At 68.1% G+C, this 22,922-nt stretch carries 23 protein-coding genes; 13 read left to right on the forward strand and 10 right to left on the reverse strand.

The window, feature by feature from the left end; all coding sequences use genetic code 11:
• The first annotated feature begins 79 nt into the window (after positions 1-79).
• From rpmH to pip, 10 genes are all read left to right on the forward strand, one after another.
• A complete protein-coding gene (gene rpmH, locus QRN63_RS07910) occupies positions 80-223 on the forward strand; it encodes a 50S ribosomal protein L34 (protein WP_073695092.1) in 144 nt (47 codons plus the stop codon).
• A 22-nt stretch (positions 224-245) separates the two neighbouring features.
• Positions 246-623 (forward strand): ribonuclease P protein component, encoded by a 378-nt coding sequence (gene rnpA / locus QRN63_RS07915; RefSeq protein ID WP_285030301.1) that lies wholly within the window; start codon positions 246-248, stop codon positions 621-623.
• On the forward strand, positions 620-895 hold the full coding sequence (gene yidD, locus QRN63_RS07920) for a membrane protein insertion efficiency factor YidD (protein WP_285030303.1): 276 nt from the start codon (positions 620-622) through the stop codon (positions 893-895). The genes rnpA and yidD overlap by 4 nt, the downstream gene beginning before the upstream one ends.
• 43 nt (positions 896-938) lie before the next feature.
• On the forward strand, positions 939-1,952 hold the full coding sequence (yidC, locus tag QRN63_RS07925; protein ID WP_502888101.1) for a membrane protein insertase YidC: 1,014 nt from the start codon (positions 939-941) through the stop codon (positions 1,950-1,952).
• Positions 1,953-2,010: 58 nt separating this feature from the next.
• Positions 2,011-2,562, forward strand: a complete 552-nt coding sequence (locus tag QRN63_RS07930; protein WP_285030306.1) for a Jag family protein — start codon at positions 2,011-2,013, stop codon at positions 2,560-2,562.
• Between the two features lie 66 nt (positions 2,563-2,628).
• On the forward strand, positions 2,629-3,312 hold the full coding sequence (rsmG, locus tag QRN63_RS07935; RefSeq protein WP_267319941.1) for a 16S rRNA (guanine(527)-N(7))-methyltransferase RsmG: 684 nt from the start codon (positions 2,629-2,631) through the stop codon (positions 3,310-3,312).
• A gap of 146 nt (positions 3,313-3,458) precedes the next feature.
• Positions 3,459-4,328, forward strand: coding sequence for a ParA family protein (locus tag QRN63_RS07940; RefSeq protein WP_243747615.1), 870 nt, complete (start codon positions 3,459-3,461; stop codon positions 4,326-4,328).
• Between the two features lie 2 nt (positions 4,329-4,330).
• A complete protein-coding gene (locus tag QRN63_RS07945) occupies positions 4,331-5,356 on the forward strand; it encodes a ParB/RepB/Spo0J family partition protein (RefSeq protein WP_285030307.1) in 1,026 nt (341 codons plus the stop codon).
• A gap of 232 nt (positions 5,357-5,588) precedes the next feature.
• Entirely contained in the window at positions 5,589-6,341 is a 753-nt protein-coding gene (locus tag QRN63_RS07950; RefSeq protein ID WP_285030308.1) for an acetyltransferase, read from the forward strand.
• 73 nt (positions 6,342-6,414) lie between these two features.
• Positions 6,415-7,374, forward strand: coding sequence for a prolyl aminopeptidase (gene pip / locus QRN63_RS07955; RefSeq protein ID WP_285030311.1), 960 nt, complete (start codon positions 6,415-6,417; stop codon positions 7,372-7,374).
• 86 nt (positions 7,375-7,460) lie between these two features.
• On the opposite strand, the gene QRN63_RS07960 is transcribed toward pip, so the two are convergent.
• Complete coding sequence (locus tag QRN63_RS07960) at positions 7,461-7,799, reverse strand: MerR family transcriptional regulator (protein WP_285030313.1); 339 nt, start codon at positions 7,797-7,799, stop codon at positions 7,461-7,463.
• A 54-nt stretch (positions 7,800-7,853) separates the two neighbouring features.
• Here QRN63_RS07960 and QRN63_RS07965 point away from each other — a divergent pair, with 54 nt between their 5' ends.
• Together QRN63_RS07965 and QRN63_RS07970 are read left to right on the forward strand one after the other, a co-directional pair.
• Positions 7,854-8,636: an alpha/beta fold hydrolase gene (locus QRN63_RS07965; protein ID WP_285030314.1), complete on the forward strand. Its 783-nt coding sequence runs from the start codon at positions 7,854-7,856 to the stop codon at positions 8,634-8,636.
• Between the two features lie 20 nt (positions 8,637-8,656).
• Positions 8,657-9,766 carry an MFS transporter gene (locus QRN63_RS07970; protein ID WP_285030315.1) on the forward strand — a complete coding sequence of 370 codons (1,110 nt, stop codon included), beginning with the start codon at positions 8,657-8,659 and terminating at the stop codon, positions 9,764-9,766.
• 408 nt (positions 9,767-10,174) lie between these two features.
• Here the strand turns inward: QRN63_RS07970 and QRN63_RS07975 are convergent, their stop codons facing one another.
• The 6 genes from QRN63_RS07975 to sigM form a co-directional block, all read right to left on the reverse strand.
• Positions 10,175-10,708, reverse strand: a complete 534-nt coding sequence (locus QRN63_RS07975; RefSeq protein ID WP_285030316.1) for an AAA family ATPase — start codon at positions 10,706-10,708, stop codon at positions 10,175-10,177.
• A gap of 110 nt (positions 10,709-10,818) precedes the next feature.
• A complete protein-coding gene (locus QRN63_RS07980; protein ID WP_267319933.1) occupies positions 10,819-12,012 on the reverse strand; it encodes an N-acetylmuramoyl-L-alanine amidase in 1,194 nt (397 codons plus the stop codon).
• Positions 12,013-12,170: 158 nt separating this feature from the next.
• Complete coding sequence (gene trxA, locus QRN63_RS07985) at positions 12,171-12,503, reverse strand: thioredoxin (protein ID WP_020099879.1); 333 nt, start codon at positions 12,501-12,503, stop codon at positions 12,171-12,173.
• A gap of 40 nt (positions 12,504-12,543) precedes the next feature.
• Positions 12,544-13,482, reverse strand: coding sequence for a thioredoxin-disulfide reductase (gene trxB / locus QRN63_RS07990; protein WP_267319932.1), 939 nt, complete (start codon positions 13,480-13,482; stop codon positions 12,544-12,546).
• A gap of 122 nt (positions 13,483-13,604) precedes the next feature.
• The gene (locus QRN63_RS07995; RefSeq protein WP_267319931.1) at positions 13,605-14,360 is read right to left on the reverse strand and encodes an RsmA family anti-sigma factor; all 756 of its coding nucleotides are present in this window, start codon (positions 14,358-14,360) and stop codon (positions 13,605-13,607) included.
• 87 nt (positions 14,361-14,447) lie between these two features.
• Entirely contained in the window at positions 14,448-14,999 is a 552-nt protein-coding gene (gene sigM, locus QRN63_RS08000; RefSeq protein ID WP_285030320.1) for an RNA polymerase sigma factor SigM, read from the reverse strand.
• A 190-nt stretch (positions 15,000-15,189) separates the two neighbouring features.
• On the opposite strand from sigM, the gene QRN63_RS08005 reads away from it, so the two are divergent.
• Complete coding sequence (locus QRN63_RS08005; RefSeq protein ID WP_285030322.1) at positions 15,190-16,278, forward strand: hypothetical protein; 1,089 nt, start codon at positions 15,190-15,192, stop codon at positions 16,276-16,278.
• A gap of 5 nt (positions 16,279-16,283) precedes the next feature.
• On the opposite strand, the gene murJ is transcribed toward QRN63_RS08005, so the two are convergent.
• The 3 genes from murJ to QRN63_RS08020 are packed head-to-tail and all read right to left on the reverse strand — an operon-like array spanning position 16,284 to position 22,842.
• Entirely contained in the window at positions 16,284-19,661 is a 3,378-nt protein-coding gene (gene murJ / locus QRN63_RS08010; protein ID WP_285030323.1) for a murein biosynthesis integral membrane protein MurJ, read from the reverse strand.
• Positions 19,658-22,060, reverse strand: coding sequence for a hypothetical protein (locus QRN63_RS08015; protein WP_285030325.1), 2,403 nt, complete (start codon positions 22,058-22,060; stop codon positions 19,658-19,660). Before QRN63_RS08015 ends, murJ begins: the two co-directional genes overlap by 4 nt.
• Positions 22,057-22,842, reverse strand: a complete 786-nt coding sequence (locus QRN63_RS08020) for an NUDIX hydrolase (RefSeq protein ID WP_285030327.1) — start codon at positions 22,840-22,842, stop codon at positions 22,057-22,059. Before QRN63_RS08020 ends, QRN63_RS08015 begins: the two co-directional genes overlap by 4 nt.
• Positions 22,843-22,922: the final 80 nt, after the last annotated feature.

Genomic DNA, 22,922 nt, shown 5'->3' on the forward strand with positions numbered 1-22,922 from the left:
AGCGACGACCGTGCCCACCGGCATGACTCGTTCATGTCGGTGGCGAGTGCGGGCGTCACATAGTTGAGGAGATACAGCCGTGGCCAAGGGCAAGCGGACTTTCCAGCCGAACAACCGCCGTCGGGCGCGTGTGCACGGTTTCCGTCTGCGTATGCGGACCCGTGCCGGCCGCGCCATCGTGTCGGCCCGTCGCGGCAAGGGCCGTCGCTCTCTCACTGCGTGACCTGACGCAGGATCGAAACACCGTGCTTCCGGCTCGTAACCGGATGACGCGCTCGACAGACTTTCGAGTCACCGTGAGCCGCGGTGTGCGCTCGGCGCAACGGGATCTCGTGGTGCATGCCTTGGCACCACGAGTTCTTGGTGGTGTCGATTCAAACACCGAGGATGCGCCGAAAGTCGGTCTTGTCGTGGGTAAATCGGTCGGCAACGCCGTCCAGCGCCACCGGGTGTCCCGTCAGCTCCGTCATGCCAGCCGGGACCTGCTGCCCGAGCTACGGGCCGGTGAGCTTCTGGTGATCCGGGCCCTGCCGGGCAGTCGCGAGGCCGCCACCGCCACGCTGCAGGACGAACTGCGAGTCGCAGTGCAGCGCGCTCACGCGAAGTCCGGATCCCGGCCATGAGTCAGCGGCTGGCCCGCGGGCTGATCTTTCTCATCGAGCTGTACCGCAACATGGTGTCGCCGATGCGTCTGCCCAGCTGTCGGTTCAGCCCCACCTGTAGCCAGTACGCCGTCGAGGCACTCACCGAACACGGCCTGTTCCGTGGTTGTTGGCTGACGACAGTCCGGCTGGCCAAGTGTGGCCCGTGGCATCACGGGGGATGGGACCCCATCCCCGAAAGACGGTCCGCGGCACCGGCCGCGCAGTCAAGGAGCGATTCGCTTGTCTTTTAACTGGTTCAGTCTGGACTACATCTATTACCCGGTATCGGGGATCATGTGGCTCTGGTACAAGCTTTTCGGCGCGATCCTCGGGGCGGAGAACTTCTTCGCCTGGGGCCTGTCGGTGATGTTCCTGGTCTTCACCCTCCGCGCGCTGCTGTACAAGCCGTTCGTCCGCCAGATCGAGACCACCCGGCAGATGCAGGAACTGCAGCCCCAGATCAAGGAACTACAGAAGAAGTACGGCAAGGACCGCCAGCGGCTCGCACTCGAGATGCAGAAGCTGCAGAGCGAACACGGTTTCAACCCGCTGCTGGGCTGTCTGCCGATGCTGGCGCAGATTCCGGTGTTCCTGGGCCTGTTTCACGTGCTGCGGTCGTTCAACCGCACTGAGGGTGCCGGCATGGGCATCGGTGCCCAGGCGTTGTCCCTCGAAGCGAACCGGACGACGGGCAACTACTTCTTCAGCGCCACCGATGTCGCGCACTTCCTGAACACCGACCTGTTCGGAGCGCCGTTGGGCGCCACCATGATTCAGACCGGTGAGAGCCTCAAGGCGTTCGCGCACTTCGACCGGATGTCGGTGATCCTGGTCGGCATCCCGCTGATGATCGTCTCGGGTATCGCCACGCACATGAACAGCCGCGCCTCGGTGGCGCGGCAGAGCGCCGAAGCTGCCGGCAATCCGCAGACCGCGCTCATGAACAAGCTGGCGCTGTACGTGTTCCCGTTGGGCGTCGTGGTCTCGGGCCCGTTCCTGCCGATCGCCATCCTCATGTACTGGGTGGCCAACAACATCTGGACCTACGGCCAGCAGCACGTGGTGTTCAACCGCATCGAGAAGCGCGAGGCCGAGGAGAAGGAGCAGGCGATCGCACGCCGTTCCGCCAACGCCCCGGCACCCGGTGCGAAGCCGAACCGGTCCAAGAAGGGCAATCCGCCGGCCGCCCCGGCGAGCTCGGGTACCGATGTCGAACAGACCGGTACGGAACTCGATGGCACGACGGAATCCGGTTCTGCCGGCTCGAAGCCGGCCCCGGGCGCCAGGCCCAACAAGAAGAAGCGTTGACCGGTCAGAGGGTAAAGACCCTGAGCGACGGCCGGTGCAAGAGGGAGAAGGCAGGGATATGACAGACACAGAAACGCAGGCGGAGGCCCCGGAGACCGAGGCTGCGACGACGGCTTCGGCCGCTCCTGCAAGCAAGAGCGACGATCTCGAAGAGCGCCTGGTCGCCGAGGGCGAGATCGCCGGTGACTACCTCGAGGAGCTCCTCGATCTGTTGGACTTCGACGGTGACATCGATCTGGATGTCGAAGGCGACCGCGCGGTCGTCAGCATCGATGGCGGCAACGACCTGAGCAAGTTGGTGGGTCGCAAGGGCGAGGTGCTGGATGCGCTCCAGGAGCTGACCCGGCTGGCCGTGCACCAGAAGACCGGCGAGCGTAGCCGGCTGATGCTGGACATCGCCCGGTGGCGCCGGCAGCGCCGTGACGAACTGGCTGCGTTGGGCAAGAAGGTGGCCGAGCGCGTGCTCGCGTCGGGCGAGCGTGAAGAGCTGTCGCCGATGACGCCGTTCGAGCGCAAGATCGTGCACGACGCGGTGGCGGCCGTGGACGGCGTCCACAGCGAGAGCGAGGGCGTTGAGCCGTCGCGCCGGGTGGTTGTTCTGCTCGATTGAGCACCTTAATTACATCGATGTTGTTCGTCGGCGGCGAGCTGGCGGGGAAAGCGGAGGCTGTTTCACGTGAAACATGGTGAAGCCCCATCCCCACCGGCCGCCGCCGTCGACGTTTTTGGCGACCGGGCCGAGCTGGCGCACCGCTATGCGCAGATCCTTGCGGGCGACGGAATCGAACGCGGACTGATCGGCCCGTCGGAAGTGGGTCGGTTGTGGGACCGTCACGTGATGAATTGCGCCGCGATAGGTGAGTTGGTCTCCAGCGGCGAACGAATCGGCGATATCGGCAGTGGAGCCGGCCTGCCGGGCATCCCGTTGGCCCTGGCGCGGCCCGACGTCCACGTGGTCCTGATCGAGCCACTGCTTCGCCGGGCCGACTTCCTCCGCGAAGTCGTCACCGAGCTCGGCATCGACGTGACCGTGATTCGGGGTCGCGCCGAGGAGCGGTCGGTCCGCGCCGAGGCAGGGGAGCTTGACGTCGTCACCTCGCGAGCGGTGGCTGCCCTCGACAAACTCGCCAAGTGGAGCCTGCCGCTCCTCAAGGTTGACGGCCGGATGCTGGCCCTCAAGGGGGAGCGAGCGACCGATGAGATCGTCGAACACCGTCGGGCACTCAACTCACTCGGTGCTGTGGACGTAAGGGTGGTGAAATGTGGCGTGAACTATTTGACTCCGCCCGCAACCGTGGTCGTGGCGAAGCGCGGAGCCAAGCGCGCGGGAACCGGACGACCGGCCAAGAACCGGCGATGACTTCGTCGGCCAGGGGGAGCAAGATGTCCGAGGCTTCGAAGGCGGCCGACCCGGCCGCCACATCAGGAAAGGCAGTGAGCGATGCCAGCGGCGAGCGCACCGACGGGAATGCAGATGTTTCACGTGAAACGTGGACAAGCGTGACGATGGATACGCCGATCGGGGCGGAAGCCGAACGCGCGGTCCAGATCCTTCACGGAGCCAAAGGACAGCAGCTGCCGCACCCCACGCATCAGCGAGTGTTCACCATCGCGAACCAGAAGGGCGGTGTCGGCAAGACCACGACTGCGGTCAACATGGCGGCGGCGCTCGCGCTGCAGGGGCTCAACGTTCTGGTGATCGATCTGGACCCGCAGGGCAACGCGAGCACGGCGCTGGGCATCGAGCACCGGCCGGGCACCGCGTCGTCGTATGAGGTGCTGATCGGGGAGATCACCCTGGAGAGTGCGCTGCAGCGCAGCCCGCACAATGAACGCCTCTACTGCGTTCCGGCGACCATCGACCTGGCCGGCGCCGAGATCGAGTTGGTCAGCATGGTGGCACGTGAAACCCGGCTGCGGAACGCGCTGGCGACGCTGAAAGACCACAACTTCGACTACGTCTTCATCGACTGCCCGCCATCGCTGGGCCTGCTGACCATCAACGCCCTCGTGGCAGCCCCAGAAGTTCTCATCCCGATTCAGTGCGAGTACTACGCACTGGAGGGCGTGGGTCAGCTGCTGCGCAACATCGAGATGGTCAAGGCGCACCTCAACCCCCAACTGGATGTCACGACCGTCGTCCTCACGATGTATGACGGCCGCACCAAACTCGCCGACCAGGTCGCGATGGACGTTCGCGACCACTTTGGGGATAAGGTTTTGCGGACCGTCATCCCACGCAGCGTCAAGGTTTCCGAGGCACCGGGGTACGGCATGACGATCCTGGATTACGACCCGGGATCACGTGGAGCAATGAGCTATTTGGACGCCAGCCGTGAACTCGCCCACCGCGGTGAGTCGGGAGTGAGGAAGTAACGATGTCGCAGCCGAAGAAGCGCAGCGGACTCGGTCGGGGGCTGGCGGCGCTCATCCCGACCGGTGCACCCGAGGATGGACAGCAGGACACCTCGCTGCGAATGGGGTCCGCGGCTGCCGACGTCTTGATCGGCGGCGGTCCGGCCGCACCGGTCAACGGCGTCGCCGCCGCAGAGTCGGCCGCGGCTGCCAAGGCCGAGGCCGAGGCCGTCGGCGCGGTGTACCGCGAGATCGAGCCGTCGGCCATCGAGCCGAACCCGCGCCAGCCGCGCAGTGTCTTCGACGCGGACGCGCTCGCGGAACTCGTGCACTCCATCCGCGAGTTCGGGCTCATGCAGCCCATCGTCGTGCGCGAGCTGAGCCAGCCGTCCGGGCCGCACCGCTACCAGCTGATCATGGGTGAGCGCCGGTGGCGCGCCTCGCAGGAAGCCGGCCTGACGACCATCCCGGCGATCGTCCGCGAGACCGCCGACGACAACATGCTGCGCGACGCGCTGCTCGAGAACATCCACCGGGTGCAGCTGAACCCGCTCGAAGAGGCGTCGGCCTACCAGCAGCTGCTGGAGGAGTTCGACGTCACCCACGAGGAACTGGCGACCCGCATCGGCCGGTCGCGTCCGGTGATCACCAACATGATCCGTCTGCTGAAGCTGCCCATCGCGGTGCAGCGTCGCGTCGCCGCGGGTGTGCTCTCGGCGGGCCATGCGCGCGCATTGCTTGCGCTCGAAGGTGGACCGGAGAAGCAGGAGGAGCTCGCCGCCCGCATCGTGGCGGAGGGGCTGTCCGTCCGGGCCACCGAGGAAGCGGTCACCCTGGCCAACCGCGACGGTGACAAGCCGGCACCGGCGCCGAAGCGGAAGCCGATCCAGATGCCCGGGCTGCAGGATGTGGCCGAGCAGTTGTCGACCGCGTTCGACACCAAGGTCACCGTGAGCCTTGGCAAGCGCAAGGGCAAGATCGTCGTCGAGTTCGGCTCGGTCGACGACCTCCAGCGCATCGTCGAACTGATGAAGACCGAGCAGAGCTAACCAGCCGATTTTCGGGCCTGCGACAAGCCGACCGGGGACAAGGCCTCGTTACGTCACTGTGACGGTGACGTTTGTGGGCGTGCAGGAGGGGGAGGGGAACCGCGATGTTTCACGTGGAACAGTTCGTCGTCCGACCGCTGTCGATCCCGACCGAACAAACCGCGTCGACGGCGTCGGCGTCTCTTATCCTGGAAGGGCAGCCTGATCCGATCGGGCGGACGACGGGAGTCTGGTGACATCACGAATCACGCCGCTGCGCCTCGAATCCTTCGAGCGGCTGCCGAAGCATGCGCGGCGTTGTGTGTTCTGGGAAGTCGATCCGTCGGCGCTCGGCGATAGCGACCATCTCAGTGATCCCGAGTTCGAGAAGGAAGCATGGCTGTCGATGGTCATGCTCGAGTGGGGATCGTGCGGACAGCTGGCCGTCGCGTGCGACCCGGACCGCGCCGAGGACCCCAACGATGATGCGCCCTGTCTGGGCTACGCGTTCTATGCGCCGCCGCGCGCGGTGCCCCGGGCAGGTCGCTTTCCAACCGGGCCGGTGAGCCCCGATGCTGTTCTCTTGACGACGATCGGCGTCGACTGTAGCGATGAAGGCGATGCGATGCCGCGCCACCTGATCGCCGCCGTCGTCGCCGATCTGGTTCGTCGCGGTGTGCGCGCATTGGAGGCGTTCGGCCGCACCAGCGAGGTGGCGGAACTCGGTGGCCGGCAGGCCTGCCCGGCGGAGCTGACGGCGGCAGTCGAGGTGTTCGGGGAATGCACCGTGGAGCAGTGCGTGATCGAGGCCGACTTCCTCCAGGACAACGGTTTCGAGATCGTCGCGCCGCACCCGTACTTCCCCCGGTTGCGACTGGAACTGGAGCAGGGGCTCGGCTGGAAGGCGGACGTCGAGGCGGCGCTGGAGCGATTGCTGGAGAGCAGCGCATTGCAGCAGCCCGTCGGCGCGGTGTCCAGCGCGGTGCTGTGGACGCGGCAGCGCTGAGTCGGTAGTTGGGCCGCCCGCGTACGGCCGGCGGTTCCACGTGAAACGACGGCCTTCCCGTACCCTCGCGGCCATGGGGGAGTTCGTGTTGAGCCCGGATGATTCCGGTCTGCTCGATGTCGGTGACGGCAACCAGATGTACTGGGAGACGCGAGGCAACCCGGCCGGGCGCCCCGTCCTCATCGTCCACGGGGGTCCGGGTGCCGGCCGCTCGCGCACCGCGCACAAGCAGTTCGACCCAGACGTGTTCCGTGTCGTGGCGTTCGATCAACGAGGCTGCGGGGACAGCGTGCCGAGCGCGGCCGATCCGTCGACCGACATGTCGTGCAATACGACCGAGCATCTGCTCGCCGATATGGAGGCGCTGCGGCGGCATCTCGGCATCGATCGGTGGCTGCTGTACGGCGGCTCATGGGCGTCCACGTTGATCCTCGCGTACGCCCAACGGCATCCGGATCGCGTGATCGGGATCGTGCTGATCGGCGTAACGATGACGCGGCCGCAGGAGGTGGACTGGCTGTACCGCGGGCTGCGGCTCGTCCGGCCCGTGGAGTGGCAGCGGTTCCGCGACGGCGTGCCCGAGGAGGACCGGGGCGGGAATCTCGTCGAGGCCTACCGTCGGTTGATGGAGCACCCGGATGCCGCCGTACGTGAGCAGGCGGCGCGGGACTGGTGTGCGTGGGAGGACGCCGCGATCGCTCACGAGGGCTGGGGCAAGCCCGGGCAGTACACGGCGAAGACCGACACCGCGCGGTTGGCCTTCGTGCGGATCTGTACACACTTCTTCGCCCACGCCGCGTGGCTCGACGACGGCCAACTGCTGCGGGACGCGCATCGACTCCATGGGGTTCCGGGCGTCCTCATCCATGGCCGGCTCGATCTCTCCGCGCCGGTGCGGACGGCGTGGGAACTCGCGCAGGTATGGCCCGAGGCGGAGCTCAGGATCATCGAGGACTCGGGGCACACGGGTAGCCCCGCGATGGCGGCGGCGATCGGCGACGCGGTCGAGCGGTTCACTCCGCCGCCGGGGTAGCGCGGCAGTTCCACGTGAAACATCGGCAAGCCGACGGTAGTCGCCCGACCCACGACCGCTGCGGTTGCTGCTCGTTCGATGGCGGCCTACTGGCCGTCCAGCAGTTGGACGATGCGTGCGCGGCGGAGGTTCAGGTCGCCGATGCGGGTGTCCATCTCGGCGAGTGTCTCTCTGATTGCGGCGGCAATGGCCGGGCACATATCGACCGCGCTGCCGTCGATGCAGGGCAGCAATTGTCGAATTGTGCGTATGCCGAAACCGGTGTCGATCAGCATCCGGATCCGTCGCACATCTTCCACCGTGTCGGAGTGGTAGTCGCGGTAGCCGTTGGACCGCCGTTGCGGTGCAATCAAACCCTGCGCCTCGTAGTAGCGCAGCGATCTGACCGAAGTGCCGGTTGCCGCCGCTACTTCACCGATCTGCACGCGGGCTCCTCTTGGGTTGAGCCTGACGCTGATGTCAGGGTTTAACCTCGCCGCGTGCGCAACGATTCCCCGCTCTCCACGCTGACGGTCACCCGCATCGGCTCCGGCCCGGCTCTGCTTCTCGCGCACGGCGCAGGCGGCGGCGTCGCACTGAATTTCGGCCAACTCATCGATGAGATGGCAGGCGAGCGCACGCTGATCGGCGTGGACTATCCGGGTTCTGGAGCCAGTCCCTTGGCTACGAGTTCCTACAGCGTCGACGATCTGGCAGACGCGATCGTGGACGCCGGGCGGGCGGCCGGCTTCGATCGATTCCCTATCGTCGGGCTATCGCTGGGCTCGGCGGTGGCCGTCACCGCGGCGCTACGCCATCCCGAAGCCGTCAGCGCACTGATCCTGACGGTGGGATTCGCGCACGCGGATCCGCAGCTGCGGTTGGTTGTCGACGTCTGGCGCTACCTGGCCGGGCACAACCGCGACATGCTGGCGCGGTTCCTGACGGGGGTGTCGTCACCGTCGGCGTTCGTCGAGGGCGGCAATCTCGACGAGGTCGTGGCCGACGTCCGCGCCAGCATCCCGGTCGGGAGTCCGCAGCAGGCTGCACTGGCCGTCGAAGTCGACCTCCGAGACCGCCTCGCGGACATCGCGATCCCCACCTTGGTCGTGGCGGCGGGCGTGGATCGTATTGTGCAGCCGTCCTCGACTCGCGCTCTGGCGGCGGGCATTCCTGGCTCGGTGCTGATGGAATATCCACACGCCGGTCACATCTTCACACCGGACGAAGGGCGGACATGGATCTCCGATATTCGGAAATTTCTGCTGGCGCACCAGCTGTGACGGACAGGTGGCGCTGGCGGGTGGCCGTCCTGTCTGCCGCCGCCTTTGTCTACCTTGCCGCAGAGATGTTCCCGGTCGGCATTGTCCCGCAGATCGCTGACGGACTGCACACGACAGTGCCCGCTGCTGGGCTGTTGGTGGGCGTGTACGCGGTGGCTGCCGGTGCGGCAATCATCCCGGTGGCTTTGGCCACCCGTCGCGTCGAGCATCGCGTCATGCTCACCGCCGCCCTGGCTTCACTGTCGTTGTCGCAACTGTTGCTGGCTGCCGCTCCGACGCCCGGGTGGGCAGTCCTCGCCCGGGTCGTCGGCGCGATTCTGCATGGTTCGGTGTGGTCCCTCGCCCCGGTGCTAGCCAGTGCACTCGCACCGGCCGGCCGCGCGGGGCAGGCGACCGCACTCGTGTTCGTCGGGGCATCGCTGGGGTTGGTTGCGGGGTCGCCGCTTACCACGCAGCTTTCCCTACTCATCGGGTGGCGAGCCACGTCGCTGGTGCTGGCGGCGCTTGCGTTGCTCTTGGCGGCGGTCATTGCGGTGCTGATTCCCCGCAGTATCGGTCGTACCGTGACTGCGCCGACCGCCGGCCGATCCGGTGAGCCGCACACTGTTGCGGCGGTCTGCGTACTGACGGTGCTGGTGGTGACCGCCGACTGCGCGCCGTATTCGTTCATCACGGTGTTGGCCGGTGACGTCGGGATCCCGGCCACCGGCCTACCGGTTCTGCTCCTGGGCTATGGGGGCGCAGCGTTGACTGCGGTCGTCGTCGCTGGACGGTTGCTCGATCGACACCGCTACGCGGTCGTGCTGACAGCCCTCGCGGGTCTGCTGATTGCATTCGGGACGCTGAGCCTGCCCGGCTCGCGCGGGTTGTTCGTCGCGGCAGTTCTGTTGTGGGGAGCGGCCTTCGCGTGTTGGGCGCCGGCGATGCAGACGATCCTCATCAAGCGTTGCCCCAACGCTGCTTTCGCGTCCTACCTGTACGTGCTGGCCTTTCAGGTCGGCATATTCGGCGGCGCCTGGGCGGGAGCGCAGCTGGTGGCCGCTGATGCGGCAGCGTCGCTGACGGTGCTCGCGCTGATCGGTATCGGCTGCGCGTCACCGGTGGCGGTGTTGGCCCGACGGCGGTTGTGATCGGGGAGAACCGATTCCGGTGAGCGACCTACGGGGCGGGGAACTTCAAGTCGTAAAACCCGCCACTGGGGCTCGGATCACGGTGGCCCCAGGACCAATCGGCACAAGCGTCACGTGACGCTCATTTCGCGCGCGCTGTTTGCCGTCGAAATCGGCGCCGCGGCGGCGGTTCCGGCGATCGTCGAATGATCGGCCGCGCTGTTCCGTGGTCACCGCGAGGCAGCGTGGCTCTGCGGCGCCGCTGAGTCGATCCGGGGACATGTTGACGCTGTCCGCCTTCTGGTCCACCAGGCGAGCCATGAGACGTCGGTGGCGGCACTGCATGAGGCGACGGGGGAGCGGCGCGGCTGTTCGTCTCACGTCGGGCGGTGCAGACGCGTCTCACCCACGGCTAGAACCAGCTGGGCCTCAGCTCCCGGATCCAGCTGACGCAGGAGGCGGGACGTCACGGGTGACCGTAGTGCGGTCGGGTGCCGCTGTCTCGGCGATGGTGGCCAAGGCGTCGATGACGTCCGGTAGCGGCCGGGTCGTGTCGATCTCGTGGGTGGCCGACCGCCGCAGCAGTGGTTCGATCTCGGCGATGTCAGCCAGGATCCGAGCGCGCTCCGCTGCGGTCTTGCCGAACGGATTGTTCGTGCGGCGCTGCACCCGGTTCAGCACGACATCGGTTGGGGCGGTGAGGAGTACGACCGCATCGAAGCGGTCGTAGAAGCGCCATTGGTTGGCCACTGTGCCCTGGACGAACAACGGTCCGTCGCGGTGTTGCGCCAGCAACTCGGCGATCAGCGACTCACGCCAGAGCGGCTCGCCGTCGATGACGTCGATCCACGGACCGTCGTCGGTATCGACGGTGGCGTATCCCCGCTGGGCCAGGCCGGCCAGCGCCGTCGACTTGCCGACCCCGGACATACCCGTCACGAGAACCGCGGCGTTGGGTCTCACACCGACTGATTCAACCAGTGTTCAGCTGACGGCGCCGTGGACGTGCAAACAGCGCGCCGCGCAACAGATTTCGGCGATCTCACCGCACACTCGCGGCGGTAGGCGTGAAACTACGCGCCGGCCTGGCCGGCCTGCTCCACCGACATCTCGTGAGCCAGCAGCTCGGCGAACGTGAAAGTGCCTGTGGGACGGTCGTTCTTGCCGAGCAGGTACAACCGCTTCACCGCCGCCAGGATGCCTTCGGCAATCGAGTCGCGGTGGCCGGGGGAGGTCAGCAGCTCGCGGTCGTGCGGGCTGCTCACGTATCCGATGTCGACCTGCACCGTGGGCATCCGGGTCAGCCGCAGCAGGTCCCAGGTCCGGCCGTGGGTCCGGCAGTCGCGTAAACCGCTGCGCGCCACGACTTCCCGCTGGATGAAGTCGGCAAGGTTACGGCCGATGGTGGACACCGAACCATGCGAGTTACCGAAGTAGAACGAGGCGACGCCGTTGGCCGCCGGGCTGGGCAGACTGGCGCACCGCAGGCTGATCATCAGATCAGCGCCGACAGCGTTGGCCGTCGCGGCCCGCTCGGCATCGGACGGGCTGCCGCTGACGGGGCGCGACAGGAACGTGTCCATGCCGATGGCCGTCATACGGCCCTCCAGCCGGCTGGCGAGATCCCACAGGACGTCGGCCTCACTGACGGGGCCGGACCGGCTGGTCATGATGAGCCCGCGATCGTCGCCGCCGCGGCCCGGATCGATGATGATCCGCTTTCCGGTCAGGCGAGGGCCACTGCGTCGCACGAGTTCCTCTTCACGGATGGCGTGCGGGGAACCGCCGGTGACCCGCGAACCCAGGAAGTACAGGGAGCGCAACGTCTCCGGACCACAGATGCCATCCGGGAACATGCCGTACTCACGCTGGTACGACATCAGGCCGTTGTGCGTCTGCAAGCCGAAATGGCCATCGACCAGACCGGTGTAGAAACCGAGATCCTGCAGCCGGGCCTGCAGCGTGGCGACGTCGTCGCCGTACATCGGGGCGCCGAACTGGTGTGAGAGCGTACGCGCCCCCAGCCGGTAGGAGGCTTCTTTCAGCGCGCGGTACGTCGCTTCGCCGACCATGCCGTCGACGAGCAGTCCACGCTGCTGCTGGAAGGCACGCACGGCCTGATCGAGTTCTTCGTCGAAGAGATCGAGAGCGACGTGCTTGCCGGTGGTGAGATCCGCGTCGGGACTGTCCAGCAGTCCCAGGGCGGCCAGTGCGGCCCGAATCTCGGTGACCGAACCTCCCCGGTCACCGCGACGCAGTATCGACATTCCTGGCCTTTCAATCACGGACGCCAGGCGGGCGGACAGCTAGCGCACTGGCGGGACGCCTGGACCCATTGTCGCAGACGCTCCTCAGGATTCCGCAACTTCACAGGCAGCAGCGGTGCGACCCGCCGAAACCGGCGGGTGCGCAGCCGCTGATGCGATCAGAGTTCGTCGGCGATTTCGCGCAGCAGGGCGGCCTTGCCCTTGGCGCCGACGATGCGCTTCACCGGCTCGCCGTCCTTGAACAGGATCAGGGTCGGGATCGAGACGACGTTGAAGCTGCGGGCGGTCTCGGGGTTGGCGTCGACGTCGAGCTTGGCGATCGTCAGCTCCCCGGCCTTCTCGCCGGCCAGTTCCTCGAGCACCGGGGCGATCATCTTGCACGGCCCGCACCAGGTCGCCCAGAAGTCGACCAGCACCGGGGTGCCGCTCTTGATGACGTCGCTGTCGAACGAACCGTCGGTGACGGTCAGCGTTGCGCTGCCCTCGCTCATGTACTGCTCCTCTCGGGTGAACTCTGTGGGGGAAGGACGATCAGGCGTGGTGTTCGGCGAGCCAGCGCTCGGCGTCGATGGCCGCCGCGCAGCCGCTGCCGGCCGCGGTGATCGCCTGCCGGTAGGTGTGGTCGACCAGATCGCCGGCGGCGAACACGCCGTCCAGCGACGTGCTGGTGGTGCGGCCCTGGACCTGCACGTAACCCTCGTCATCGAGATCGACGGCGCCGCGCACCAGTGCCGACCGCGGGTCGTGGCCGATGGCGACGAACACGCCGGTGACCGGAAGCTTGCTCTCCTCGCCGGTGCCGGTGTTGCGCAGCAGTAGCCCGCTGACCTTCGAATCGCCTTCCACCGCAACAACTTCGGTGTTGGTGACGAACGTGATCTTCTCGTTGGCCTGCGCGCGCTCCAGCATGATCCGGGAGGCGCGGAATTCGTCCCGGCGGTGGATCAGCGTCACCGAACGGGCGAAGCGCGTCAGGAACGTCGCCTCCTCCATGGCGGAGTCGCCGCCGCCGATGACGGCGATGTCCTGGTCGCGGAAGAAGAAACCGTCACAGGTGGCGCAGGTGCTCACGCCCTGGCCGATCAGCTCCTGCTCACCCGGCACACCGAGGTGGCGGGCGGCGGCGCCCATCGCGAGGATGACGGCGCGGGCCTGGTGGGTCTCGCCGTCGACGGTGACGGTCTTGACGGGTCCGTCGAGGGAGACCGCCTCGACGTCCTCCATGCGCAGGTCGGCGCCGAACCGCAGGGCCTGCTCGCGCATTTCCTCCATGAGTTCGGGGCCGGTGATGCCTTCCTTGAAGCCCGGGTAGTTCTCCACCTCCGTGGTCGTCATCAAGGCACCACCGAACTGGACACCCTCGAAAACCAGCGGCTTGAGCTGGGCGCGGGCCGTGTACACCGCGGCGGTGTAGCCGGCCGGCCCGGAGCCGATGATGATCACGTCGTGCACGGTGTCTGGGGTGGTCATGGCCGCCTTTCATCTGGCTCTGGTCAGGCTCATACCTGGTCGGCCTGCTGCCAGAGTCGGTACGCCTATAACACCAGGGTAAGTGCCGGTGTTCCCGGCCGTTTGGCGGGCTCCGGGGGCGGTCAGCGGCTCGGTTGCGCCGACGGGCCCGGAGCATCGGGGATGACGGCGTCGGCGATCAGGCCGGCGTCGGTCGCGTTGCAGCCGGGAGAGACCACCAGGGCCATCACAGCGCCGTCATCGGCCCGCGGGAGCAGCAGAAGCACCTGGGCGCGGTCGTGCATGGTCAGGGTGGCGGCGCCGAGGACCGACGTGGTGGGGGTGTAACCGAGCCCGGTCAGACACGACCGCAGGCGGTCCGGCGCCGCGAGGGCGCCCAGCTCGGGTGGCCGGGTCCGCAGACCCAGGATCTGCCGGTCCGGCCACGGCATGCCGGCCTGGCGCTGCACGGTCATCGACGCCGCCGTGGGACCGGCCGAGATGCGGGCCGGTTCGCCGGGTCCGCTCAGCACCACGACGGCGCCGATGCCGACCGCGATGAGCCCGGTCGCGGCGCCGGCGACGACGGCTGGGCGCGTGCTCCGTGCACCGTGGCCTGCCGAGCGGCCGGGGACGACGGTGTGCCGCGCCGGCCGGGGGCCGGCGTCGCGCAGGGCGGACCCGATGCGCGCGGTGGCTTCCGGGGGGAGGTCACTGTCGGTGGCGTCGTCCGCCAGGTCGCGGACGTCGCGCCGGATCTGTTCGAGCGCGGCGTACTGACGTGCGACGGCCGGATCGTCGCGGATGCGACGGCGCAACCGGGCGGCCGTGGCGTCGTCGAGCAGTCCGGCCTGCAGGTCGGCCAGGAGCTCGAGGGAGACGGCCTGTTCGTCGTCCACCTGCCGAAGCCTAATCCGGCCGCCGCCGAGAGCCGCGGTCCGTCGTCCCCGGAGTGGGGCGCGTAAACGTCACGTGACCGGAACCCGTCAGTCGGCGAGGTGCGCCAGCGACTGGGCGAGTTTCGCGCGCGCCCGTGAACAACGGCTCTTCACGGTGCCTTCGGCGATACCCAGCATCGCCGCGGTCTCGGCGACCGAATAGCCCTGCATGTCGACGGCGACCACCGCGGCCCGCTGTTCGACCGGCAGCCGCAGCAGTGCACGCTCGATGACGATGCTGATCTCGATGTGGTGCGCGGGGTCGGCGGTCTGGTAGGTGGCGTCGCTGAGTTCCTCGGCGCGGTGAAACTTGTTGTGGCGCAGCCGGTCCAGGCAGGAGTTCACCACGATGCGGCACAGCCAGCTGCGGACTGAACTGTCGTTCCGGAACCGCGGCGCGTGGCGGTGGGCTTTGAACAGCGCGTCCTGCAGGGCGTCGAGGGCGTCCTGCGGGTCGTGGCTCGTCAGCCGGGCGAGCCGGTACAGCTGGTGGCGGTGTCGATAGAACAGCTCCTCGAACGCGTACCGCTCGCCGGCGATGTGTGCCGCGAGCAATTCGGCGTCTGATGCGTCCGACTGTGGCCCCCCGAAACTCCCCACTTCCGAACCATAAGCCGGGTTGCGGGAGGAATCCGACGCATATTTGCGGAGATGACATAAAACGCGCGCTGAACAGTATCGATGCTGTCGCCGGCCCTGTGGATAACTCCTGTTTCGACGATGGCTGGATTTGCCGGCCGTTCACGCGAAATCGACGCGCCGATAGGGCATCGCTTAGTAGCCTCGCCCGATGAAGCCGTTGGCGTCCGAGTCGATAAGTGCCATCCGCCGGTCCCGGGCGGGTGAGATCGACCGTGTGCGCCGGTGCGGACTCGCCTGGCTCGCCGCAGCCGCGCTGATCGGCACACTGGTGGCGGGTTGCTCCGAACCCGGCAAGCCCAAGCCGATTCCGAATGCGTCATCGGCACCGGCACCGGCGACGGCACCCACTCCCGACGCCGCCGGCTTCAGCGGCCCGATCATCGAGCATTGCGCCACGCACACCAAGAGCACGACGCTGAGCAAGCTGAACATCGGGACCGGCGCGCTGGTGGACATCGCCACCTTCCCCATCAGCTGCAACATCGGCAACGGCCAACTGACCCGGATGCGCTACAGCAGGGACTTCCGCAAGCTCGCGCTGGACTCCCTCACGATCAATGATGGCCACGTCCGGTACTACGACTCGAGCAGCGGATCGACCGTCGACGTCACCGAGATCGTCCAACCTTCTCCCACAGGGGATTTCGGGAATCAGCAACGGCCGGACCACCGCAACCCACAGTTCGACGAGCAGGGCCTGCTGGTCTTCTACGATGCGCGCGCCAAGCTGTTCAACTTCTACGACACCGATTCGAAGAAGATCGTGCGGACCAGCCCGACGTACATGCCGAACTTCCTGCGGGCCGTGGTCAAGAACCCCGAACAGATCGAACTTGGCGAGGGTGAGCCTCCGGGAGGCGACAGCTTCCGCGTGTGTCCATCGTTTTTGTGGTTCATCGACGACACCCACTATCTGGGCTCGGTACACGACGACGCTGGTCACTATCTGGTGATCGACGCGGTACCGCCTCCGGGTGCCGACCGGCCGGCCTGCAGCGAGACGGACGGGCAACGAATCACGCCGCCGAGCACCGAGATATCCGAGGCGGCCGCCGATCCGACGGGCCGGACCATCCTCTTCACGGTGTTCAGCCACAACGACATCAAAGTGTGGAACATGTACCAGGCGAACCTGCAGGATCCGTCGCATCCGACACAAATCAAGATGTCCGGCAACATCTTGGAACGCGCCGGCTACGACGGCGGTCAGGCGATGTCGTTCGTCGGCTGGGACTGACGGGGTTACGCGGCGGCCTTCACGACCACGTTGGAGATGTCGGTCTTGCTCTTGCCGTCGACGGTCCCCAGCGTGGAGATCCAGATCAGCAGGTGCTGCGTCGGCTGCGCATTGCTGATCGTGATGGTGTTGGAGCCGGACTTCATGGTCGCCGGTTGCGTCAGGACCGTCGTGGCGTCCAGGGAGGACGGGTTGGCCGTCTGGGCCGACCGGATTTGGATCGCCGTGCCCGTGCTGGTCAGGTTCAGGCTGACCGACGCGACTGTGGTCGACTGCGGCAGGTTCAGCATGAGGCCGACGCCGCTCTTGAAACTGGGGAACGGCGCGGGATCGGTGTAGACGTCGGTCGACCAGGCATCACCGGCCGCGCCGGTGATGGCCTTGCCCGCGGTCTCCGGCGAGTCCGCGCCGCCGCCGGGTGAAAAGACCGTCACACCAATGGGTTTCACGACGTTGCCGGGAGTCGGGGCGCCGCTGGAGGTCGGCCGCTGGCTGTTGAGGCCGAGCTGCTGCTTGTCCAGGCCGCCGCCGACGTCGCCGAAGATGCCCTTCAGCACCGACGCGAGGACCAGCAGCGCCACCAACAGGATGGCCCCACCGACACCCACACCGACGAGCAGTGCCTTGCGCCGTTTGGCGGCAGCTTCGAGTTCGGCGGCGTCCGCGGTCTCCGGGCCTTGCGAGCCGTCGACGGGTGCGAGCAGTTCAGTGGTATCGGCGACGGTGGTCGCCTGCTGCAGCAGGTTCAACAGTGTTGGCGCCGAACGGATTCCGCCACCTTCCTGTACGGCCCGGGCCGCTGCGGCGGAGATCTGGAACGGAATGGCCGGGTCGATGGCGCGGGGTTCGACGGGCTGGCCCGCGCTGTTCTGCGTCGCAGGCAGCATGCCGCTGAGCGCACCGGCCTCGGGCAGCGGCCACCGGTTGACCAGCAGCGCGTACAGCGTGGCGCCGACACCGCGGATATCGTCCTCGGGGGTGGCCGACGGCAGCGTGCCGGGGAAGGCGAGCACCACGTCGCCCTCGATGCTGACCCGGATCCGGCCGGGGTGATCGACCGACAGCGCGACGCCGGTCCGGTGTGCGGATTCGGCCGTCGATGCCAGGGACTGGATGGCGCGGGCACCACCCATCGGGGACGGCTCCGTGGCGGCCACCTCGGCGAGCGAACCGCCGCGGATCCATTCGCTGACCACCAGGCCACCGCGGCCGAGCCGCGTGACGTCCAGGATGCGGGCCAGGCCCGGTCCCTCGATGTGGCTCAGTTTGCTTGTCCGGGTGAGGATTTCCTGGACCATCGACTCCGGCAGTTCGCCGTCGTGGTCCACGAACGTCAGCGCGACCTGGCGATCGAGTGCGATGTCGAGCGCGTGCCAGAACTGCAGATCCGGCGGACCGCCGTGGAAGACGAGCAGGCGGTAGCGGCCGTCGGCGACGACTGCGCCGGCCCGCAACGCGATATCGGCGTCGCCGCCCGGCGTATCTGGGATATGGGCGGATCCCTGCTCCGCAGGTGCGTCGGTCACCGCAAATCCTTTCCGAAGCCCGCCCGTGGTACCACTTTCCCGCTTTGCCCCGCGAGCGGCGGAGGCCCCGGGCCGCGGTGGTACCGGTGATGAATTGCCGTGTCCAGGGTACGGGACCGAGGTGCGTCGGGAGTCCGGTACAGCCGAGCTGACCTGGACTGCGGGGTTCGGTACCGGGGTGCCGCGGCCCAGCCGGCGCTTCACGAAAGCCACTGCGGCCAGGGCGTCGGGCACCTTGGCGGCCACGAGCACGGCCACGATCACCGGGAGCATGATCAGGCCGAGCAGAACCAGTCGCAGCAACGATCCGGCGGCGCCGCCGTGCTCGGTCAGCCGATCGAACCCCAGTAGCTTGTCCGCGAGATATGCGAGCAGCCCCGATCCCAGTGCGGCGCAGATGGTCACGAGAATGGTCCGGATGACCGTCAGCTCGATCATGCGCCCGCGCGGCGGCCGCAGGGCGGACCGCAACAACACGTAGCCGACGGTCGCGCCGGCCAGGAAGCCCAGGCCGTTGGCCAGTCCCAGATACCCGGCCACCAGTTCGCGGTCGTCGGTCAGGTGGGGCGCGATCAGCGAGCCGACGATCTTCACCACGGTGATCACGACGATCAGGATGATCGGGATCCACGGTTGTTCGCGGGCGTAGAACACCCGGAGTTCCAGCAGCACCATGGAATACGGAATCAGGGTGAACGCCGACAGCGTGATGGCCATGCCGAGGTAGCCGGCGTCGGTGGCACCGAAGTTGCCGTAGGCGAACAGGGCGCTGCCGATGGCGGGGCCGGCGACGGTCATGAAGGCGACGATGGGGATCAGCGTCACCATGGTCAGCCGGGTGGCCAGCGAGAAGTCGGCGAGGACCGCGGGGTTGTCGTTCGCGGCGGCGTTGCGGGACAGCCGCGGCATCACCACGGTCAGCACCGTCACGCCGATCATGCCGAACGGCAGCTGCAGCAGCAGCCAGGCGTAGTTGTAGATCGCGGGACCGGATGCGGCTGCGTGGCTGGCGATCTCGTTGCCGACGATCAGTCCGATCTGACTGATCAGGACGTACAGCATCATGGCGACGGCCATGGTGCCGAACTTCTTGAGCCGGTCGTCGATACCCCACAGCGGACGCAGGTCGACGCGATGCTGCCGCAGGGAGTACAGCAGGACGCCGGCCTGGGCCACGACGCCGAGGGTGGTGCCGATGCCGAGCACGAGCAGTTTGGCATTGCCCATCTCGACGGGATCGATCGAGAGTTCGCCCGGGACAAGCACATACACGCCGAGCGTGATGATCGCGACCACGTTGTTGAGCACCGGCGCCCAGGCCGGGGGCCCGAACACGTTGCGGTTGTTCAGGATTGCCATGTAGACCGAGGTCAGCCCGTAGAAGATGATCTGCGGCAGAAGCAGATACGCGAAGGCGCTGGTGAGCGGCTCGTTGACCTGCGGGTCGCTGCCCAGCATCAGTCGCACCAGCAGCGGTGCCGCCGCGACCGACAGCACCGTCGTCAGCAGCAGCAGTGCGGTGGCGAGCGTGACCAGCCGGCGCACGAACGCGGCGCCACCGTCGGCGTCGTCGCGTTCGGCGCGGGCCAGTACCGGGACGAAGATCGCGGTGAAGGTGGCCTCGAGCACCAGCGCGGCCACCATGTTCGGCAACTGGTTGGCCACGGTGAACGAACTGGACAGTGCCGCACCGAGAATGGCGGCGAGCAGCACGATCCGCAGGAACCCGGTGATGCGGCTGACCAGCGTGGCCAGCGCCATGCCCCACGACCTGGAGACGACGGCGGCGTCGGACAGTTCGGCCCGCCGGGGCGACGCTGCGGCAGCGGGGGGCCGGGGACTGCGCGGGGCGCTCATGAGTCCTCCGGGGCGTGGGCGATGGCGGTGTCGAGCGGATCGGGCCGGATGGGCCGGGTGTGGTGCGGGCGGTCCAGGTCGGCGCGGTCGGGCTGACCGCGGAACCGGTGCCACAGCCGCCGGCCGGCCAGCAGGAACAGCACCGCGCCGGCGGACAGGGTGATGAAGAACAGCACCTTGCCGTAGGCATTGGAGTGCACCGACAGCCGGACCGGTTCGCCGAGCGTCAGACCGTTGACAGTGCGCAGGGACACGTCGACCGCGACGCGCTGGGTGAAGTGCACCTCGATCGGTACCCGTAGCGGCAGGTAGCCCGGCGGCAGTTCGATCTCGCCCATGTCGGTGACGGTCATGCCCGGCGGCGCGTCGATGACGAGCCGCACCCGGATCGGCACGGGCAGGTCGTTGCGCAGGGCCAGGGGGAGGGGACTGCGTTCGGTGGCCAGCGTGTACGAGCCGCCGGGGTTGACGACGGTGACGCCGTGGAACAGATCGTCCATCGTGCGCTGCGTGGTGCTGACGCGCTCCTGGGCCAGCGCTTCGCGGACGGTCGGCGGTACCGACTGCGTCAGCGCCCGCAGCATGTCCTCCCGCAGCGGCGCCGTGTACTGGTCGCCGGTCAGACCCGTCTGGGTGTTGACGGTCAGCGCGGCGGTCAGGCCCCAGATCCGTTCCATGGTGGTCGAGATCTGGCTGGTGATGCCGTCGCCGTAGCGGGCCTTGGGGTTACCGGTTCCGTTGTCCGGCGGGGTGGCCGTTTGCGTCGGCGGCAGTGTCTGGGCGTCGGCGATGACCGCCGGCATCGGGCGGGCGACGGCCAGCCCGGAATGCATGGCCGTGGCCACCGACGTCAGGATCGCCTGGGCGTCGTCGGGCGTCACGTCCCACGCGAGCGGAGGCATCAGGATCTGATTGCGGGGCTCTGCGTCCGGTCGCAGCCCGCGCCACAGCACGGACGCGATGGCGTCCTGGCGGCGTGCCACCTGCGAGTCGTGGGTGAGCGGCACCCGCAAAGACGTGTCGAGATACCCCGGGGAGATCGGGGTGCGCCCCGCGCCGGCCAGCGCGGCAGCGACGCACGGGTCGAAGGGCGCCACGGTGACCTTGTCGCTGTAGCGGCGCGGCGCGGTGTCGGCAGGTTGATCGGCATCGTCGGCGGTGACGGGCGCCGCGGCGATCGCGACGGTCGGTTCGGGCTGCGCCGACAGCAGTCGCACCGCCTGGCCCGTGAGCGGTCCGTCGCCGACGACGGTGGCGCCGCGCAGCGACTGGATGCCCAGCAGCTGGTTGACGATGGGCCCGGCATCGGTGGTGGCGGTAGAGCTCAGGACGGCGTCGCCGACGCGTTGCAGCGCGCGCAGGTCGGCCTGGGCGTACACGGTCGGGGTGACACACACCCGCTTGGCCAGCTCGCGCAGCCGGGCGAGCCAGTCGGTCGCGGCCTGCTGCCCGGTGCCCGGGTGGGTGGGCGAGTTCAGGCCGGCCTCCGGGTCGTCTTCCACGACGTAGCCGCCGCTCATCGCGTTGACGGTGATCAGCAGGTCGGGGTCGACGGCCAGACACATCGCGCCGCGCATGAGGCCGCCGGGATCCACCTGGTCGTTGGTGGCGAAGTCGGCCGCCGCCAGCAGGGTGTCCAGGCGGCCACCGTTGGCCAGGGCGGCGGCGAGGTCGTCGTCGGCGAGGCGGGCCGGTTCGGTGCGCCCGGGGACGCCGGCCGCCAGGTGTGGACGGTCGGCGAGCGGCCAGAGCAGGGTCAGCGCGACGGGGCGTGCGGTGTCGGGCGGCACGACGGCGTCGATCGGCTGCTGGCCGCTGTTGCCGCCGGCGGCCGCGGGAGTGGCGGGCACGCCCAGCACCGGCAGCAGGAAGCGGGCGTCGTCGAGCCGGGCGGCCGAGCCGTAGTCGGGTGTCCCGTTGACGTTGACCAGCAGCGGGTACACCCCCGGATGGTCGATGCCGAGGGCGGGATGGTCGGCCGAGCGGACCGGGTACGCGAGCCGGAACGGCACGCTCTGCCCGCGCGCCAGATCCTGCGAGACCGTCGTGAAGTCGCCGACGGCGGAATAGTCCGTGGGCTCCCCGCCCAGCGTCGTGCGCAGGCCGGACGACGATGTCACCGCGGCCGCGTGCTCGAGGCGCACCATGACTTCGTGCACCGGCCGGTCACCGACATTGGTGACGGTGCCGGTGACGGTCACGACCGGCTCGCTGGTGGTGGTGACGACGTCGGGGGTGACGTGGTCGATGCGCAGTTGCAGGAACGTCGTCCCGCCCGGTTCCCCGGCCGACGAATGCGGCGTGAACGGGGCGGTGAGCAACAACAGCAGTGTGGTGACCGCCAGGACCCGCAGCAGTGCTGTCGAGGTCAGCCCCGACAGCACCGACCTGACGTTCACGACCCGGGTCCGCAGCCGTTCGCGCGGCGGCCGGGCTGGGTATGGGCGGAGTCGTCGGTGCGATGGTTCCGCGTGCGGGAATGGGTCTGTGGGCGGCGGCGCGGCGCGGTGCGCGGCAGCGGCGGCAGGGCGCCCGGTCCATCGGTGTGGAGTTTGTCGATCAGTTCGCCGGCCACCTCGGCTAGCTTGCGCTCGTCGGCATAGGCCAGGCGGGACGGCAGTTCGCGCAGCGGCACCCACGCCACTTCGGTGACCTCGACGTCGTCGTCGGAGAGTTCGCCGCCCAGGAATCGCATCAGGTAATGGTGCACTGTCTTGTGCACGCGCCGGCCCTCGGTCACGAACCAGTAGTCGATGCTGCCGAGGGCGGCCAGCACGCTGCCCTGCAGACCGGTCTCCTCGGCGACCTCACGGATGGCGGTCTGTTCGGCCGTCTCACCGAGTTCGATGTGCCCCTTGGGCAGTGACCACAGCATGCGGCCGCGGCGGTCGATGCGGCCGATGAGCGCGGCCTTCTGGGTGTCTTTGGGGCCGTCGAGGCCGTCGATCACCAGCCCGCCGGCCGAGGTCTCGTGGACGGTGCGCAGCCGGTCGTTGTTCGACTTGCGGGCAGCCGGGGTGGTGGGCGCCGCCGCCGGAGCCGCTTGTGCGGTGTTGTTGCGGGGGGCAGCTGCCGAATCGGTGTCGGTGCTGTGGGTGTTGTCGTTGGGCGGCCCTGCCGAGCGTCGACCGCGACGTCGCCCGCGGCGTCGTCGTGGTTTGGCACGCTCGCCTTCCGACACCCAAGCGATAGTAGCTGCTCAGGTTGGGCGCTCTGCCCCCACTGGCCGGTCAGTGGCCCAGTTGTGACCGTGCCGCGATG

This window comes from Mycolicibacterium sp. lyk4-40-TYG-92 (genome assembly GCF_030209435.1).
Lineage (GTDB): Bacteria > Actinomycetota > Actinomycetes > Mycobacteriales > Mycobacteriaceae > Mycobacterium.